General features: G+C 55.4%; 15 protein-coding genes and 1 tRNA gene. 7 read left to right on the top strand and 9 right to left on the bottom strand.

The genetic code is table 11. The features are described from left to right. Positions 1–281 precede the first annotated feature (281 nt). Positions 282–896 carry a protein-methionine-sulfoxide reductase heme-binding subunit MsrQ gene (gene msrQ / locus ACR0EO_RS16920; protein WP_480691746.1) on the bottom strand — a complete coding sequence of 205 codons (615 nt, stop codon included), beginning with the start codon at positions 894–896 and terminating at the stop codon, positions 282–284. A 4-nt stretch (positions 897–900) separates the two neighbouring features. Further along, positions 901–1,803, bottom strand: a complete 903-nt coding sequence (gene msrP / locus ACR0EO_RS16915) for a protein-methionine-sulfoxide reductase catalytic subunit MsrP (RefSeq protein WP_480691744.1) — start codon at positions 1,801–1,803, stop codon at positions 901–903. Between the two features lie 257 nt (positions 1,804–2,060). On the opposite strand from msrP, the gene ACR0EO_RS16910 reads away from it, so the two are divergent. Beyond that, the gene (locus ACR0EO_RS16910) at positions 2,061–3,026 is read left to right on the top strand and encodes a hypothetical protein (protein ID WP_480691742.1); all 966 of its coding nucleotides are present in this window, start codon (positions 2,061–2,063) and stop codon (positions 3,024–3,026) included. Positions 3,027–3,193: 167 nt separating this feature from the next. Then, positions 3,194–4,009 carry a cyclase family protein gene (locus ACR0EO_RS16905; RefSeq protein ID WP_480691740.1) on the top strand — a complete coding sequence of 272 codons (816 nt, stop codon included), beginning with the start codon at positions 3,194–3,196 and terminating at the stop codon, positions 4,007–4,009. An 8-nt stretch (positions 4,010–4,017) separates the two neighbouring features. Here ACR0EO_RS16905 and dgt read toward each other — a convergent pair whose 3' ends face one another. From dgt to ACR0EO_RS16890, 3 genes are all read right to left on the bottom strand, one after another. Then, positions 4,018–5,370 carry a dGTP triphosphohydrolase gene (gene dgt, locus ACR0EO_RS16900; RefSeq protein ID WP_480691738.1) on the bottom strand — a complete coding sequence of 451 codons (1,353 nt, stop codon included), beginning with the start codon at positions 5,368–5,370 and terminating at the stop codon, positions 4,018–4,020. A gap of 96 nt (positions 5,371–5,466) precedes the next feature. Further along, positions 5,467–8,085 carry an ATP-dependent chaperone ClpB gene (clpB, locus tag ACR0EO_RS16895; RefSeq protein WP_480691736.1) on the bottom strand — a complete coding sequence of 873 codons (2,619 nt, stop codon included), beginning with the start codon at positions 8,083–8,085 and terminating at the stop codon, positions 5,467–5,469. A gap of 126 nt (positions 8,086–8,211) precedes the next feature. Beyond that, the gene (locus ACR0EO_RS16890) at positions 8,212–8,532 is read right to left on the bottom strand and encodes a hypothetical protein (protein WP_480691734.1); all 321 of its coding nucleotides are present in this window, start codon (positions 8,530–8,532) and stop codon (positions 8,212–8,214) included. 149 nt (positions 8,533–8,681) lie between these two features. Here ACR0EO_RS16890 and pyrF point away from each other — a divergent pair, with 149 nt between their 5' ends. Further along, positions 8,682–9,386 (top strand): orotidine-5'-phosphate decarboxylase, encoded by a 705-nt coding sequence (gene pyrF / locus ACR0EO_RS16885; RefSeq protein ID WP_480691732.1) that lies wholly within the window; start codon positions 8,682–8,684, stop codon positions 9,384–9,386. Positions 9,387–9,738: 352 nt separating this feature from the next. Further along, entirely contained in the window at positions 9,739–10,992 is a 1,254-nt protein-coding gene (locus ACR0EO_RS16880) for a DNA polymerase IV (protein ID WP_480691730.1), read from the top strand. 1 nt (position 10,993) lies between these two features. On the opposite strand, the gene ACR0EO_RS16875 is transcribed toward ACR0EO_RS16880, so the two are convergent. Next, positions 10,994–11,854 (bottom strand): N-formylglutamate amidohydrolase, encoded by an 861-nt coding sequence (locus ACR0EO_RS16875; RefSeq protein WP_480691728.1) that lies wholly within the window; start codon positions 11,852–11,854, stop codon positions 10,994–10,996. Positions 11,855–12,003: 149 nt separating this feature from the next. Between ACR0EO_RS16875 and ACR0EO_RS16870 the strand changes: the two genes are divergently transcribed. The 3 genes from ACR0EO_RS16870 (at position 12,004) to ACR0EO_RS16860 (ending at position 13,426) form a co-directional block, all read left to right on the top strand. Next, positions 12,004–12,078 (top strand) — tRNA-Val (locus tag ACR0EO_RS16870). Between the two features lie 90 nt (positions 12,079–12,168). Then, positions 12,169–12,294, top strand: coding sequence for a type B 50S ribosomal protein L36 (gene ykgO, locus ACR0EO_RS16865; RefSeq protein ID WP_008755722.1), 126 nt, complete (start codon positions 12,169–12,171; stop codon positions 12,292–12,294). Positions 12,295–12,643: 349 nt separating this feature from the next. Next, the gene (locus ACR0EO_RS16860) at positions 12,644–13,426 is read left to right on the top strand and encodes a lysophospholipid acyltransferase family protein (RefSeq protein ID WP_480691726.1); all 783 of its coding nucleotides are present in this window, start codon (positions 12,644–12,646) and stop codon (positions 13,424–13,426) included. Between the two features lie 392 nt (positions 13,427–13,818). Here the strand turns inward: ACR0EO_RS16860 and ACR0EO_RS16855 are convergent, their stop codons facing one another. The 3 genes from ACR0EO_RS16855 to ACR0EO_RS16845 are packed head-to-tail and all read right to left on the bottom strand — an operon-like array spanning position 13,819 to position 16,555. Then, positions 13,819–14,574: an ABC transporter ATP-binding protein gene (locus ACR0EO_RS16855; RefSeq protein WP_480691724.1), complete on the bottom strand. Its 756-nt coding sequence runs from the start codon at positions 14,572–14,574 to the stop codon at positions 13,819–13,821. 9 nt (positions 14,575–14,583) lie between these two features. Then, positions 14,584–15,339, bottom strand: a complete 756-nt coding sequence (locus ACR0EO_RS16850) for an ABC transporter ATP-binding protein (protein WP_170685375.1) — start codon at positions 15,337–15,339, stop codon at positions 14,584–14,586. A gap of 10 nt (positions 15,340–15,349) precedes the next feature. Next, complete coding sequence (locus ACR0EO_RS16845) at positions 15,350–16,555, bottom strand: branched-chain amino acid ABC transporter permease (RefSeq protein WP_480691722.1); 1,206 nt, start codon at positions 16,553–16,555, stop codon at positions 15,350–15,352.

The raw sequence follows: 16,555 nt of genomic DNA, 5'->3' as shown, positions 1-16,555 counted from the left end.
CAGTCTATCCTGAGCGTCTCCACCGTCTCTCCAGTGTGTCCCACCGTCTCGCCGGTGTGTCACTAGCGCCTCAGCAGCGCCGGTGAAGGGGGTTCTAAGGATAACACCAACAAGCCGCAAGCAGAAAATTCGAGAAACTTGCAAAAAACTGCGAAATTACTTTTTTATTATAAAAATCAACAAGTTGAATCGTTTCATTCTAAGCCGATTATGTATTTGACTACTATGCCACCCGCGAATCTCGGCTTGTTCACAGGGTTACCCACAGACTCGGCGCCGAGTCAGGCGGAATCGACTTGGCGGAGTCGAGTCAGAAGCGCCGGAAACGGAACTCGGAGCAGCAGCAGACCGAAGATCAAAGACAAATAGACCAGTGGTTCGATCTGAAAGCCCTTAGCCAGCATTACGTAGTGCAGCCCACCAAGAATGGCCGCTGGATAGACCAGCCGCTGAAGACTGCGCCAACGTGCGCCCATACGTCGGACCGACAAATTGTTCGAAGTCACGGCCAAGGGCAGCATGAGGACAAAAGCGGCCATGCCCACCGTTATATATGGTCGCTTGACGATATCGGCCCAGATCTGACTGGGCAGCTGTACATCCAGAACCAGCCAAACCAGCAGATGCAGTCCTACATAGGTAAATGTCAGCACCCCAAGAGCACGGCGGAACTTTAGCAGGTTCAACCCGAGGAAGCGCCGAAGTGGAGAAATCGCCAGGACGGAAATCAGAAGCTGCAGCGCCAGTTCCCCGTACCGGTGCTCGAGTGCTTCGATTGGATCGACACCCAAGCCACCGGTCAAACCCTGATAAAACAGCCACGGTGCCGGAAGCGCCCCCAGCACATACACCGCCCATACAGGGAGGTGGCGCAATATCTGATTCACTCGCTGCATAGGCTTAGTAGTTCTTTGACAAGTCCATACCTTCATAAAGCCCGGCGACTTCGGCCTCATAGCCGTTATACATCAGTGTCGGGATGCGTTTGGCGAACAAACCACCACCGATCTGACGTTCAGAGGCCTGAGACCAACGCGGATGATCCACGTTTGGGTTCACATTGCTATAGAAGCCATACTCGCGCGGATTGGCCATATTCCAACTGGTCGGGGGTTCGACGTCTGTCAGAGTAATACGGACAATCGATTTGATGGATTTGAAGCCATATTTCCAAGGCACCACCAAACGCAGCGGTGCACCGTTTTGGTTGGGAATGGGTCGTCCGTAAATTCCGGTAGCCATAATGGTCAGAGGATGCATGGCTTCGTCCAGCCGCAATCCCTCGCGATATGGCCACTCCAGAACCGGATATTGAACGCCCGGCATTTGATCCGGTCGATAGGCGGTTTCAAAGGCCACATATTTTGCGCCTTCCTGAACACCAGCCATATTCAACAGATCAGCCAACTCAAACCCGTTCCACGGAATAACCATCGACCACGCCTCGACACAGCGAAAGCGATAGATACGCTCTTCGGCAGTCATTTCGGCCATAACGTCTTTGAAGTCGTATTCACCCGGCTTGTCGACCAAACCGTCGATTTTGATGCTCCAAGGTTCGGTCACCAGCGTATGAGCATATTTTGCCGGATCATCCTTGCGCGTACCAAACTCATAGAAGTTGTTATACGAAGTGATCTCTTCCCAGGTATTCGGCTCAAGCGCTTCCTGCGCGGATGCACCACGTGCCATCCCTGCCAGCCCGACACCTGCCAGCCCAGCCATGACCTGCCGCCGGTTCAGAAACGCCGCCCTTGGCGTGACGTCGGCATGTGTCAGTTTATTGGTCCAGCGATGCGCCATGTATGTCTCCGTAGTAATACAACCTCGGGAATGAGGTAGTTTGCTGATAACACAGAGCCAAGGAAACAGGCGTCACGATTGAGAGACGAGATTGTAACGTATCGGGCGCGAACCCAATACAGCAGGCGTTTCAATGCGATTCCAAAATGACACAAAGCTGAACAGCTTTTGACAGATTTACCGAAAATAACTGGTGCGTAACGGGGTGCTTGGTTACCGGACCCCCATCCAGATTTCGAATTGAGATTCTTACATCAATGTTTCTTAAAGCGTTCCCTTTGTCGCTATCCATATTCTGGCGCATGGCAATCGTGCTGCCGTTTATGATGATCGGTTTGACCCTCTACATTCTCCTTGGGGGCTTGCTGGGGTTCTTGCTTGGTTTCCTTTTGCCCTCATTCGCATTTCTTTTGACGTTTCTTATCGTCTTCTCTTCGGTTGCGGTTCCAACATTGCTTGGAACGAGAACAGGTCTGCAAACGTTGGGTGTTCAGCCTAGCACAGGGATCAAGGGGCTATTCGTACCGGCCATAATCTACGGCACCGTAGAAGGCGCGAGCATGACCGTTATCCTTGGCCTTGTTTCCGTATTCTCTCTGGTCGCCATCTCGCCAGACATATTGCTGCAGAACGAAATCGCTGGTCTGGCTTCTCAGTATGTGGGCACATCCGGAGCGCTTCCTGGCGTTCTGGTGATGTTGTCGATCTTTCTTTCAGCGTGTTCCATTCGGGCCAGCCTGCTTGTCCCTATCGCATCCGCCTCAATCGGACGCGATCCCGACGGGCTACCCTACACGCCTTTCCGCCATTTCCGGGCTGCATTCGGGCCGCTCTTTGCGCTGACCGTCTTTAGCTACATCGGAATGTTCATTCTGCATGCTGTCCTCATTGTGCTAATGTTCGTCTCGGGCTTTGCCGAAACGTTGCAAGCCGACTTGATCGAGTTCAGCAGTATGACCGAAGGCAGCGCGCCCATCCGACCCATCTGGTCGTTGGTCGGTCTGTTCGTCATCTATCTGCTGATCGGAACGTGGTCCTTCAGCCTGCAATGTGCGGGGGGCGTCCTCGGGTATCTTCATCTGCGCGATTCAGGTCCGACAATCTCGCAGATGGTCGAAGCCAACATGAAATCCGCAAAGCAAGACGCAGCACAATCCGAACCAAGAATGAGCGCAGACGACCTTCGCGCCCTGCGTAAAAGCCGTCAATTGGGCACCCACTAGGGGCTCACCCTTAACGTTCTCGGGGCGCGGCCGTCGCCGCGCCAGTAACCACCTCAAGCTTTACAACGCGTACTGCAAAAATGCAGGCTGGTCTTCATCTACTGAAGACAAACAAGCGGATGGCCTGCACGTCCGCACAGTTGAAGAGCCTCAGAGGGAGAAGACGAATGTGTGACATTTGCGTAATGAACGCCGTCAAAGACCGTATGTTGTCACGGCGCGGATTTTTCAAAGCCGCAGCCGCAACAAGCGTGGCCGCCGTAGCGACAGGAGCTACCGTGCCAGCGGCGCTAGCTGCTGGTCACGGCGGTGTCGAAGACATGACCCATACGCTCAGCCCCGACTTCCCAACCTGGGGCGGTGATCCCGGCATTTCGACTGAACAGCCGTTTAATTTTGGAGATCACGGCTTCAACCTGCTTAGCCTGTCGATCAATGAGCACACCGGAACCCATATCGACGCTCCGTTGCACTTCTCGGCGGACGGCGCATCGGTCGATGAAATCCCGGTCAATGATCTGGTTGCGCCACTATGTGTCGTTGATATCGCCGCGCGCGCGGCCGAGGACGCTGATACGCGCGTCACGCCGGATGACCTAAAGACCTGGATTGCTGCCAACGGTGATATTCCGGACGGCGCTTGTGTCGCCATGCACTCCGGCTGGGCGGGTAAGACTGCCACGGATGAGTTCCGCAACTTTGACGGTGAAGCCCAGCACTATCCCGGTTTTCACGTAGAAGCCGCGCAAATGCTGATGGAAGACACAGGCGCACGTTCGATTGCAGTGGACACGCTTTCACTGGATCACGGAATGTCAGCCGACTTTGCCACACATTACGCTTGGCTACCGTCGGGCCGGTTCGGGATCGAATGTCTGGCCGGGCTGGACCGTGTCCCGGCGTCCGGCGCCACACTGGTCATCGGCGCGCCGAAACACAAAGGTGGCACTGGCGGCCCGGCACGGATTTTTGCCCTAGTGTAATCCGCTCCTTAGCCAGACAGCATGTCTGACACCTGCACAGCATATCTGTCAGTCATGCCAGACACGAAGTCAGTCAGCGAATGCAGGGCGGAATAGGCGTCATCGACCCCGCGCAAATCAAGCTGGACTGCATTGATGAGTTGCCTTTCGTAATCAGGCAACTCGTCGTGCTGCCAGTTGTGCCGGGCTAGTTCTTCATAAACCGGGCAAAGGCCGTCCAGCACCTTGCGGAGCACGTTTCGTCCTTTGACCTCAAGCCGGGTCTTACGCGGCGCGGTGAATAGCTGTTCACGGGCCAAATCTTCAATCTCGGAGAAGTCTTTTGCTCTGGCGGACACGCCGATTAGCGAGTCCGAAAAACTGCCATCCAGAATGTCCTCGTGTCTTTCCTTGAATGCGTCAACGCAGGCTTTGATGGCACCGCCTATCGCCCGTGCGCGCAAGTAGCTGATCTTTTCGAAATCCGTATAGCCGCCCTGGTTGCCACTTGGACTATTGGCAAAAGCAGACAAGCGATCCTGAACAGTCTCGAAAGACAGATCGCCCGCCGTGTACCCATCCTCGAGATCGACGATGTTGTAGCAAACATCGTCCGCAGCCTCGACCAAATAGACCAGTGGGTGTCTCCGCCACCAAGCTTGGCCATCAGGACCTTGCGCTTCGATCAGGCCCATCGCATCCGCGGCTGTTTCAAAATAAGCCCGCTCCGATTCAAAGAAGCCAAACTTCTTTGCACCGACATACAAGTCGTCTTTGGGTTTGTTCTGCTTGAGGCGCTTGGAGGTCTCCGCTCCCATCGGATACTTCATGAAAGCACCCAAAACAGCGTTAGGCATACACATGCCGCCCTTGTCTCGGTACATCTCAAGCCGCGTTAAAATGCGGAAGCCCTGTGCATTACCCTCGAATTTTTCGAATTCATGCCATCGGTCACCCGCAATACCCTGAAACGCCGGAGAACATCCCCTAAGTTTTTCAGAGCACCATTTACCAATCGCTTCTTCCCCAGAATGCCCGAACGGCGGATTCCCCAGATCATGCGCAAGACAGGCTGCTTGAACGACTCCGGCCACTTTATGAGCATCTTCAGGCGGGATGAATTTCTCCTCCGCCAACCAGACTCCAACTTGCATCCCGATGGATCTGCCGACACTTGCCACCTCTTCTGAGTGAATCAGGCGATGGCGCAGGTGGTCGTTGTCATACAGGGGGTGAACCTGTGTCTTGTTTGCCAAACGGCGGAAAGGGGCAGAAAACGTGATTCTGTCGGTTGCTATGACGTAAGACGGTCGCTCAGCTTGCTCTGATTTGTTGTTATAAGTGGCCGTATTCAGCAGCTGCGCCCATTCCATTTTCGCCATAAAAACAGCAGTCCTTTTGAGTAAATTCAACGCGTAGGTGTCAGAAAAACCCGCCCTTTGAAAGGGCGGGTTTCATGTTCTTTATTATATGGCAGCTTAGTGTACGACCGCGTCATCCGGGCGCGGACGGTCTGATGCACCGACCCTGTCGCCGATGATCAGCCCCTCGGCCCCGGCAGTCACAGGAACGGTTTCTCCGTCCTTGATCTCACCAGCCAGCAATGCCTCGGCCAACGGGTTCTGCAACGCACGCTGGATCACACGTTTCAGCGGGCGCGCACCAAAGACCGGGTCATAACCTTCGTCGGCCAGCCACTGCTTGGCCCCATTGTCCAAGACCAGTTCGATCTTGCGTGCGGCCAGACGTTTCTGCAGACGCGCCATCTGGATATCGACGATGCCATCCATATCGGCCCGCTTGAGGCGGTCGAAGATGATGGTTTCATCTAGACGGTTCAGGAACTCAGGCCGGAAATGTGCCCGGACCGCGTCCATCACATCCCGTCGTGCCTGCGCACTGTCCGCACCTTCGGGCAGCTGGCTGAGCGCCTGAGACCCAAGGTTCGAAGTCAGAATGATCAGCGTCTGCTTGAAGTCCACGGTGCGGCCCTGACCGTCGGTCAGAACACCATCGTCGAGAACCTGCAACAGCACGTTGAACACATCCGGGTGCGCCTTTTCGACCTCATCGAACAGCACGACCTGATAGGGCCGACGCCGCACGGCTTCGGTCAGCACGCCACCTTCGTCATAGCCGACGTAGCCCGGAGGGGCACCGATCAGACGGGCGACCGCGTGTTTCTCCATGAACTCGGACATGTCGATGCGCACCATCGCATTGTCGTCGTCGAACAAGAAGTTCGCCACGGCCTTGGTCAGTTCGGTTTTACCCACGCCGGTCGGGCCGAGGAACAGGAACGAACCCAGCGGGCGGTTCTCGTCATTTAGCCCTGCACGCGCACGACGCACGGCGTTGGCCACGGCAGTCACCGCCGCATCCTGACCGATCACGCGGGAGTGCAGCTCGTCTTCCATCCGCAGCAGCTTCTCGCGCTCACCTTCCAGCATCTTGGCGGTCGGAATACCGGTCCAGCGTTCTACAACACTGGCGATCTGCGCCGGGCGCACGGTTTCTTCGGCCATCATAGCGTTGCTTTCGGCGTTTTCAGCCTCGGTCAGCTTTTTCTCAAGGTCAGGGATCACGCCATAGGACAGCTCACCCGCTTTGGCAAGATTGCCTTCCCGCTTGGCGATCTCAAGGTCAGCGCGCGCCTTGTCGAGCTGTTCTTTTAGATCGCGTGCGCCAGCCAGCTTATCGCGTTCGGCCTGCCACTGGGCGGTCATCTCGGCGGACTTCTCCTGCAGATCGGCCAGATCCTTTTGCAAGGTTTCCAGACGATCCTTTGAGGCCGCGTCATCCTCCAGCTTCAGAGCCTCTTCCTCGATCTGCATCTGTAGGATCTGGCGATCCAGCTGATCCAGCTCTTCGGGTTTGGAATCAACCTCCATCCGCAGACGCGATGCCGCCTCATCGACAAGGTCGATGGCTTTGTCGGGCAGGAAACGATCTGTAATATAGCGATGCGACAAGGTCGCCGCCGACACCAGCGCCGAGTCCGAGATGCGCACACCGTGGTGCAGCTCGTACTTTTCCTTGATGCCGCGCAGGATACTGATCGTGTCCTCGACTGTCGGCTCGGTGACCATCACAGGTTGGAACCGACGCGCAAGGGCCGCGTCTTTTTCGACGTATTTGCGATACTCATCCAGCGTGGTTGCACCGATACAATGCAGCTCACCCCTGGCAAGCGCAGGCTTGATCAGGTTGGCGGCGTCCATGGCACCGTCAGACTTACCGGCACCGACCAGGGTGTGCATCTCGTCGATGAACAGGATGATCTCACCGGCGGCTTCCGTCACCTCGGTAAGAACGGCCTTAAGGCGTTCCTCAAACTCACCACGGTATTTCGCACCAGCAATCAGCGCACCCATATCGAGCGCGAGTAGCTTTTTGTCCTTCAGCGATTCCGGCACGTCGCCGTTAACGATGCGCAGGGCCATGCCCTCGGCAATCGCGGTCTTACCAACACCAGGCTCACCGATCAGAACCGGATTGTTCTTGGTGCGACGCGACAGAACCTGCATCGAGCGACGGATTTCTTCGTCACGTCCGATGATCGGGTCGATCTTGCCCTCAGCCGCGGCCTCAGTCAGGTCGCGCGCGTACTTCTTAAGCGCGTCATAGCCTTCTTCCGCCGATGCGGTATCAGCCGTACGACCCTTTCGGATGTCATTGATCGCTTCGTTCAGTTTCTGAGCGGAAACAGCACCGGCTTCCAAAGCCTCTTTGGCTTTGGATTTCACCATGCACAGCGCCATCAACACGCGTTCGACCGGTACAAAACTGTCGCCCGCTTTGGTGGCGATCTTCTCTGCCTCATCCAGAACCTTTGCGGTCTGGCCGTCCATATAAATTTGGCTCGCGTCGCCGCTGACCTTCGGGATTTTGGCCATCGCAACGTCCAGCGACTCGACCACTCGATTGGGTGCGCCGCCAGCACGTGTAATCAGGTTGCTCGCCAGCCCCTGATCGTCATCCATCAATGCCTTTAGAATATGTGTGGGCTCCAGCCTCTGGTGCCCCTCGCGCAGTGCAATGGTCTGCGCCGCTTGCACGAAACCCCTTGCCCGCTCGGTGAACTTGTTTAAGTCCATAATGTTCTCCTTTCGTAAGCGCCCCGTTTTGATGCGCCCGCTTGGCGGCACGCTTCGGTCGAAGCCTCACATTCAATCTGGGAAATATATTCACTCGTTCAAGAGGCTAAACTTCAGAATCCACTCTTATCGGCGCGGTATTGTGTAGACAGTATATCCACCGGTTTCCGCCACCTGCCGCGCATCATACATCTCTACCAGAGACTGGGCCGCGTCGCTGTTTGTAGGGCAAGAAACCAAGTCGGCCGCATCGTCCAGAAAATCGATTGTGAATGCGGTTTCACCGGTCAGTTCACAATCATCATCCGTCGACCTGTAGCCACCTACCAGCCGCAGGTTGTCATTGGTCGGAGACTTGATGACCGTATCCGCCGCCTCGTTTTCCAATGGCATATCCTGGCACCCTACCAAAGCCAGTATGAGCATCAGCCCTGCCCAATGTTTCATGTCACCCCCCTTTTTACATCTCGCTTGGATGTCGAGCACCATAACACAGTCCGAAAAATGCCGTATGACTTCGATCACAGACTCAGTCCGCATGGACAGACGCGCATGAAACCGTTAGGACGCAGACGTTTGCCAAAAAGGAGCTTCCCATGTCCGATGACCGCCTGATTGTTGCCCTTGATGTCCCCAATGCCCTGCAGGGCCTGGCTATGGCCGAGAGACTGGGTGATGCCGTATCGTTCTATAAGATCGGGCTGGGCATGCTGACAGGCGGCGGACTGGCTTTGGCCAATGAACTAAAGCAGGACCATGGCAAGCGCATCTTTCTGGACATGAAGTTGTTCGACATCGGCAATACGGTGGAAAATGCAGTACGCGGTTTAGCCCAGTTCGATCTGGATTTTCTGACTGTGCATGGTGACCCGCACGTGGTTCGCGCCGCGAAGGAAGGAGCCTCTGGCAAAGATCTCAAAATTCTCGCCGTGACCATCCTGACATCGCTGAACCGTGATGATCTCGACGCCAGCCTTCTAAAAGAGGGCGATGTGCAAGATCTGGTCGTTGAGCGTGCAGCCAAAGCGCTTGAAGCCGGGGCTGACGGCGTCATCGCCAGCCCGCAAGAGGCTGCCCTGATCCGCGCCCTGCCACAGGCCGAAGGTCGGCTGATCGTAACACCTGGTGTGCGCCCTGCCGGGGCCGCCTTGGGTGATCAAAAACGAGTGGCGACACCGGCCAGTGCCATTGGCGACGGGGCTGACCACATCGTTGTCGGCCGCCCGATCTATCAGGCAGAGGATCCGAAGGCGGCCGCCGAAGCAGTTCTGGCCGAGCTAAAAACCTTGACACGCCACTGAGAGCACTCGGGAAATTGGTGTAAAAAGCAGTAAAAGCGACGCACAAACAGTTGACCTTGCGTCACTTTCTGCCCGATCTGCGCCAAATCGTCCCTGTGCTCCAAAATACACATGAAAAACACGAGTTTTGTTTGTGCGACGTAGGTCCTATCGAAAACCGCGTTTTTGAGCGATTCTAAGTCCGTGATACTCCCCGCGGACCATCTCTTCCTGAGGTCCGTCACCTCCCCCCGCCTAATTGCGGGGGGTCTTCTTTCAGCCCACAATTCGCCTGCAGCTAGCGCTTTGCGCTGTCGTTAAGCCTGCTATAACTAAGCCCTCTACCAGATCGCAAAGAAGGCGGGAAAACTATATGCCCGGTCTCTGCCGAGATTGCTTGACCATGCTGACCGACGAACGGCGTTGCCCTTCCTGCGGCAGTCCTCGGTTCAAAGCGCACCCTGAACTGTTTGACCTGTCCATCGCACATATGGATTGCGACGCATTTTATGCTTCGGTCGAAAAGCGAGATAATCCCGAACTTGCCGACAAGCCCGTAATTATTGGTGGCGGCAAACGCGGGGTGGTCTCAACAGCGTGTTATGTCGCGCGCATCCGAGGTGTTCGATCTGCGATGCCAATGTTCAAAGCTCTCCAACTGTGCCCCGAAGCTGTGGTGATCAAACCGCGCATGTCCGTCTATGCCGAAGTATCGCGCCAGATCCGCGCGATGATGGACGAGTTAACCCCGGTGGTCGAACCCCTCTCTCTGGACGAGGCGTTCATGGATCTGTCGGGCACTGAACGCCTGCATGGCGCTCCGCCTGCCGTGATGCTGGCACGATTGGTCAAGCGCATGAAAGAAGAATTGGGCGTGACCGGTTCAATCGGTCTGTCACACAATAAGTTTCTGGCCAAAGTCGCATCTGATCTCGATAAGCCTCGCGGGTTTTCTGTGATCGGCAAGGCGGAAACAGCCGAGTTCTTGCATGACAAACCGGTTCGATTGATCTGGGGCATTGGCCCCGCCGCGCAAGAGTCGCTCGATCGCGCAGGCATTCGTAGTTTTTCAGACCTTTTGCGTTGGGACCAAGAGGCGCTGACCGCGCGCTTTGGGTCCATGGGATATCGCCTTTGGCATCTGGCACGCGGTCAGGACAAAAGGCGTGTGTCGGCGCATGAACCAATGAAGTCGATCAGCAACGAAACCACTTTCTTCGAAGACACGGCCAGCCTCGACGTTCTGGACGGCCATCTATGGCGCTTGTCTGAAAAGGTTGCGGACCGCGCCAAGGCCAAAGGCCTGGCCGGAAGGGTGGTCACACTGAAACTGAAGAAAGCAAACCACAAGATCATCACCCGCCGGGTATCCCTGCGAGACGCCACACAGATTGCAGACCGCATATACCGAACGGCCCGTGGTCTTTTTGATCAGGTTGGAGACCAAGGACCGTACCGCCTGCTGGGGTGCGGCCTGTCCGATCTGTGTTCAGAGGAACAAGCAGATATCACCGGAGACTTGCTTGACCCTGGCGCTGCCCGTCGTTCACAGGCTGAACGAGCCACCGACGAAATCCGGAAAAAGTTCGGAACGGATGCGATTGTGAAAGGTCGCGCGTTGCGCTGAGTTACTCCGCCGCCAAACGCAGCGAGTCGTCGCCAATACCAGCGATATCCTGAATGACTTCTCTTAAAATGGCTTGGAAGGCCGCGAAGTTGTCATTCGGTCTGACCTCAGCCTCATCCATGTACAGCGCACGGTCGATCTCGATCTGAACCGCGTGCTGGTGACGGCTTGGTCGGCCATAGGTCTGCGTGACATAGGCCCCGGCAAACGGTGTATTGCGTGCGACGTTTAACCCAGCTGCGGTAAAGGCGGATTCGATCCGATCCACCACTTCCGCTGATGCTGATGCACCAAACCTGTCACCCAACACGACCTCGGGGCGTTTAGACTTGGCGGTGCTGGCCATGGCAACAGCCTCATGCGGCATCGAATGGCAATCAATCAAGACCGCCTGCCCGAAGGCTTTATGAGATTCGGCAAGCAGCGACTTGACGCGCGCGTGGTACGGACGCCAACAGGTATCGATGCGCAAACGAGCCTCGTCCATTGTAAGCTTACCACGGTAGATCGCCCGTCCATTGGCCACCACTCTGGGAATCACACCCAGCCCCGAAGCCACCCGCGGGTTGTGCCCGTGGCGGCGCGCGCCTTGGATTAGCGCGGGATCCAACTCCTCGGCACTGCGGTTCAGGTCCAGATAAGCACGCGGCTTTGTGGCAGAAATCATCGGCGCACCAAATTCAGCCGCAGCTGAAAACAGCCTATCTACAAACGCATCTTCCGAGGAACGAATCACTTTTTGGCTCAGAACCGAACGGTTAAGCATCGTTTCGGGGTAATCCCGGCCACTATGCGGGGATGAAAATACCACGCAAGACGTGCGGCTGGCGGGCATATCCAATACATAGGGCGCGTTCTGCATAGTGACTCCTTGTTCACCTTGAGCATAGACCGGAAAATAGTTCTACCAAACCCCTTGAACCCCTTTGCGACTCCTTTTATAGACCCCGCTACCGGCGCGGGGTTCCGCGCCCCATTTCGTTATGGGGCAGGACAACGCAAAGGTTAAGTGGGCGGTTAGCTCAGCGGTAGAGCACTTCGTTGACATCGAAGGGGTCACAAGTTCGATCCTTGTACCGCCCACCATCGTTTCACTGTTCCGGAGTTCCGGGGCACCCGCTAACCCAGGCGCTGGCCACGTCTTTGATGAAGGCGCCGCAGATTGGAGACAGACCAATGAAGGTCAAGAACTCGCTCCGCTCGCTCAAGAACCGGCACCGTGATTGCCGTATTGTGCGTCGCAAAGGCCGCGTCTACGTGATCAACAAGACGCAGCGCAAGTTCAAAGCTCGCCAGGGCTAAGAACTGCACATTACAGATTTGAAAGAACCGCGCCTTTGGGTGCGGTTTTTTTGTTTATCGGAATATCTGAGTTGCGGACCAAACAGCCCGTCGACGTTCTCGGGTCGAACTTTCGCAAAGTGTGCTTTCTGGCCATTCGCGCACGGCGTAGAAATCGTTTAATCGGCTTGAACCAACCATCGACGCCAATCACCAACACGCGACTTTCTATTGATGTGCTTTCGCCCTTGCCCCATAGAAGCAGTGCGCTGGGTTATTGTCGGGCCACGCGCCCAGAGGGCAGGTACCGAAAGCCAAACGAAGAACCCTCGTGACCATCACAAGGAAAGCGACACTTGCGGCGGAATCCATGTCACTCCAACCTCCGGACGAACGAGCCGCACCAGCGGCAATAGACTCAACTGCCTTGCGCATCATAAAGCGCACAGCGTTGTTCCTGCTGGGCCCTGTCTATTTCATTTACGTTGCGTTTGTGCCCCTGCTTTGCAGTAATCGGCAGGGCTTTCGCGGCTGGTATTGGCGGCTGGTCAAACGTGCCTGTTCGCGGCTTTTGTGGCTGCTGAGTATCCGGACTGAAATGACCCAGGCGGAAGTGGCAATGCTGGCCGCCGACACCGGCAGCATCATCGTGATCAACCACCGCAGCCACCTGGATGGCTTCGCCCTGATGGATGCTTTGCCGGACGCCAAGTGGATCACCTTTGCCGCTAAGAAGGAACTCTGCGATGCGGCCCTTTTGCGCCGCGGATTCAAGGGTGCCGGGCTTGTTGAAGTTGACCGCAAAAGCGGCCGTTTAGCGCTTGAAACACTTACCACTGCCATCCACGCAATGCCCACACGCTGCTCGGTCGTGCTGTTTCCTGAGGGCACGCGCACCCGGTCCGAAAGCCTTGGCGCGTTCAAGGCGGGTGCCGTATTGGCCGCGCGTAGTACCGGCCGGACAATTCGGCCTATCGTCATTCACGACTCTGACCGCCTGCTACCACGCGGCAAACACCTCCCAAAAAGTGGAACGATCCGGATCGAGGTGTTGCCGTCATTCGAATGTGAACTGTCCGCTACTGTGGACGAGGATGTGTCTCGACTAAGAGGTGTTATGATGGCCGCTTTCAATGATGGGGTGCGTCGCTAATCATCCAAAGGGCGTTTTTTTCAGGCCAGTAGATCGACTGGATCGATAGCCTTCATTGCCTGCTTTGTGTAGACAGCTGTCATTCCTATGTTGTGCAGCATTTTGTAAGTTGGGCTTTACTAGCACATTCACCGCAGTCTTCACCGAGGCCGGTCGGGGACGGAACCACTTTCGCTATGCGCCGCATGAACTGTTAAGCCGCAGACGTAGAAGAAAAAAGATCTCTTGAATTTGGGAGTACCGTCAAGTCTCCGGTTGCAGAGTTTGGTCACTCGGCTCCTTGGCTCCAATTGGTCCTTTTGAGCAGGTCTTTAGACTCACATCTTCGGCAAAAAAATTTGGGCAGGCTTATAACCTGCCCTTTTTCGCCTGATTACCGCAGGGTATGTGACCTAGATCGCCAGATATTCCTCTCGTAGATTGGTGTCTTCAAGCACCTCTTTGGCCGCGCCGTCAAATACGATGGTCCCCGTATCTAGTATGATCGCGCGGTCCGCCAATTCCAAAGCGCGCACGGCATTCTGCTCAACAATGATCGTGGTCATACCTTGTTGCTTGACGTGAATTAGAGTTTTTTCGATTTCATCGACAATGACAGGAGCCAAGCCTTCATAGGGTTCATCCAAAAGCAGGACCTTGATGTCTCTGGCCAAGGCTCTGGCGATTGACAGCATTTGTTGTTCGCCCCCTGACAGTGTAATTCCCTCCTGCTTTCGACGCTCTCCTAAACGCGGGAACAATTCGTAAAGCCGGTCCAGTGACCACCCGATTGGTGGAGCAATCTGAGCAAGTTGCAGGTTTTCTTCGACGGTCAGGCCAGGAATGATGCGTCTATCTTCCGGTACAAGACCAAGGCCTGCCGCCGCGGCTTCGTAGCTAGTCATTTTGTGCAGCGGCTTGTGATCTAGCCAGATTTCGCCATGTCTTACTTCGGGCTCTCCCACTCTCGCGATCGAACGTAGAGTCGAGGTTTTGCCAGCACCATTGCGCCCGAGAAGAGCAAGAATCTCACCTTCATGTACGTTAAAGCTGACGCCCTGCACGATATAGCTTTCTCCGTAGTAGGAGTGCATGTCCCAAACGGAAAGAAAAGCAGGCGCCGTGCTGGCCATATTGGCGTTTTTTGAAAAGTCAGGTTTCTCGTTCATAGCTTTTCCTTACGCAGCCTCGCCTAGATAGGCCTCGCGAACCTTGGGGTTTCCGCGGATGTTTTCAGGAGTATCTTCAACCAGGGGTGTTCCCTGAGCCAGAACTGTGATGCGTTCGGCAAGGCTGAAGACCACATGCATGTCGTGCTCAATGATTGCGATGGTGATGTCGCGCTCATCCTTAATTTGTTTCAGCAGGTCGATTGTGTTGTTGGTGTCCGCCCTCGCCATACCCGCAGTGGGTTCGTCTAGGAGCAGTAGCCGCGGATTTTGACTGAGGCACATGCCAATCTCAAGCCGGCGCTTATCGCCGCGTGAAAGCGAGGCCGCATGCATTTCGCGCTTGTCGGCCATGTTCATCTCTTCCAGCATCGCCTCGGCTTGTTCGACAATCGCCTTTTCGTTGGCGATGGTCTCATAAGCATGCATCCGGAACACCCCATCCCTCATTGCAAAGATCGGGATCAACATGTTCTCCATCACAGTCAGCTCACCAAAAATCTCTGGTGTCTGGAACACGCGACTAATGCCCATCTGGTTGATCTGGAAGGGCTCAAGTCCCAACACCGAGGCGTTGTCGAACAATACGGTTCCCGTGTCTGGCATGAGCTTGCCCACCAGACAATTTAGCAAAGTCGACTTGCCAGCTCCGTTGGGTCCGATGATCGCGTGAACCGAGTTTTCCTCTACGTTGAGATTTACGTCCGTCAGTGCCTTGAGGCCGCCGAAGCGCTTGCTAACGTCTTTGACTCTCAGAATTGCCATGGCTCGCCCCTTATTCCGCCGGTTCCGTTTTGCCTGACGTTGGATCGTCGGCGTTAGATTTCTTGCGTTTGATCCTGTTGAGCAAACGCTGGCCACCTTCGACAAGACCACCTGGCAGGTAGATAACGACAAGCATGAAAAGGATGCCAAGCGTCAGATGCCAACCTTTTCCTATGAACGGATGGATCACGAACACAACTGCGTCCTCCAAACCGTCAGGCAGGAAAGCAAACCAACTGTGCAATACGTTGTCGTTGATCTTCGAGAAAATATTCTCGAAATATTTGATAAAGCCTGCACCCAGAACCGGACCTATCAAAGTGCCTGTACCACCTAGGATCGTCATCAGAACGACTTCACCCGAAGCGGTCCACTGCATACGCTCAGCGCCCGCCAGCGGGTCCATTGCGGCCATCAGGCCACCAGCCAGACCGGCATACATGCCAGAGATAACAAACGCCGCTAACGTGTATGGCTTTGAGTTTAGGCCGGTATAGTTCATCCGTTGCTGGTTTGATTTGACCGCCCTCAGCATCATGCCAAAAGGCGAGCGGAAGATGCGGATGGACAGGTAGAACACCACCATCATGATCACCGCACATAGATAGTAACCCGCGTTAAAATCAAAACTCCACGCTCCCACGTCCATGGTATAGGTTGCGCGCATCGGCAGCCCGAATAGATGTGGCACGTCCGGTGAGTTGACACCCTGCAGGATTTGCGGATCGTCTGAATAAACCTGCAGACCGGTTTCCCCGTTTGTTAAGTTGAACTTGGGGTTCGACAAGACAGAATAGGCCAATGCAAAACTCATCTGCGCAAAGGCCAGAGTCAGGATCGAAAAGTAGATGCCCGACCGACGCAGACTGACATACCCAATCAGTAGCGAGAAAACTCCGGCGACCACAACGCTGAGCGCAATAGCCGGAATGATATTGTAACTCAGCAACTTGAACATCCACACAGCTGAATACGATCCGACACCCAAAAAGGCCGCGTGACCGAATGACAGGTATCCCGTAAGGCCGAATAGGATGTTGAACCCGATGGCAAAGATGCCAAAGATTACAAAGCGCTGCATCAAGTCCGGATAGCCCGCGTTGAACTGCGCCATGGCGCTGCCTTCAGGGAACGGGTTCAGGATGAACGGGGCCAGCAGGGTGAGAAGGCCGACGATGATTAGAAGGCTGGTGTCTTTTTTGTTCAGTCCAAACAT

This window comes from Ruegeria sp. BE9 (assembly GCF_056538765.1).
The sequence above is the reverse complement of the archived record's forward strand: the minus strand, read 5'-3'. Positions and strand labels throughout refer to the sequence as shown.

What these genes read in the sequence shown, in the direction of transcription:
- ACR0EO_RS16855 (WP_480691724.1), bottom strand. Translation starts at nt 14,574, where the DNA reads ATGAACGAGAAACCTGACTTTTCAAAAAACGCCAATATGGCCAGCACG.
- ACR0EO_RS16890 (WP_480691734.1), bottom strand. Translation starts at nt 8,532, where the DNA reads ATGAAACATTGGGCAGGGCTGATGCTCATACTGGCTTTGGTAGGGTGC.
- dgt (WP_480691738.1), bottom strand. Translation starts at nt 5,370, where the DNA reads ATGGCGAAAATGGAATGGGCGCAGCTGCTGAATACGGCCACTTATAAC.
- ACR0EO_RS16910 (WP_480691742.1), top strand. Translation starts at nt 2,061, where the DNA reads ATGTTTCTTAAAGCGTTCCCTTTGTCGCTATCCATATTCTGGCGCATG.
- ACR0EO_RS16880 (WP_480691730.1), top strand. Translation starts at nt 9,739, where the DNA reads ATGCCCGGTCTCTGCCGAGATTGCTTGACCATGCTGACCGACGAACGG.
- ACR0EO_RS16845 (WP_480691722.1), bottom strand. Translation starts at nt 16,555, where the DNA reads ATGTTTGGACTGAACAAAAAAGACACCAGCCTTCTAATCATCGTCGGC.
- ykgO (WP_008755722.1), top strand. Translation starts at nt 12,169, where the DNA reads ATGAAGGTCAAGAACTCGCTCCGCTCGCTCAAGAACCGGCACCGTGAT.
- clpB (WP_480691736.1), bottom strand. Translation starts at nt 8,085, where the DNA reads ATGGACTTAAACAAGTTCACCGAGCGGGCAAGGGGTTTCGTGCAAGCG.
- ACR0EO_RS16875 (WP_480691728.1), bottom strand. Translation starts at nt 11,854, where the DNA reads ATGCAGAACGCGCCCTATGTATTGGATATGCCCGCCAGCCGCACGTCT.
- msrP (WP_480691744.1), bottom strand. Translation starts at nt 1,803, where the DNA reads ATGGCGCATCGCTGGACCAATAAACTGACACATGCCGACGTCACGCCA.
- ACR0EO_RS16905 (WP_480691740.1), top strand. Translation starts at nt 3,194, where the DNA reads ATGTGTGACATTTGCGTAATGAACGCCGTCAAAGACCGTATGTTGTCA.
- pyrF (WP_480691732.1), top strand. Translation starts at nt 8,682, where the DNA reads ATGTCCGATGACCGCCTGATTGTTGCCCTTGATGTCCCCAATGCCCTG.
- ACR0EO_RS16850 (WP_170685375.1), bottom strand. Translation starts at nt 15,339, where the DNA reads ATGGCAATTCTGAGAGTCAAAGACGTTAGCAAGCGCTTCGGCGGCCTC.
- ACR0EO_RS16860 (WP_480691726.1), top strand. Translation starts at nt 12,644, where the DNA reads ATGTCACTCCAACCTCCGGACGAACGAGCCGCACCAGCGGCAATAGAC.
- msrQ (WP_480691746.1), bottom strand. Translation starts at nt 896, where the DNA reads ATGCAGCGAGTGAATCAGATATTGCGCCACCTCCCTGTATGGGCGGTG.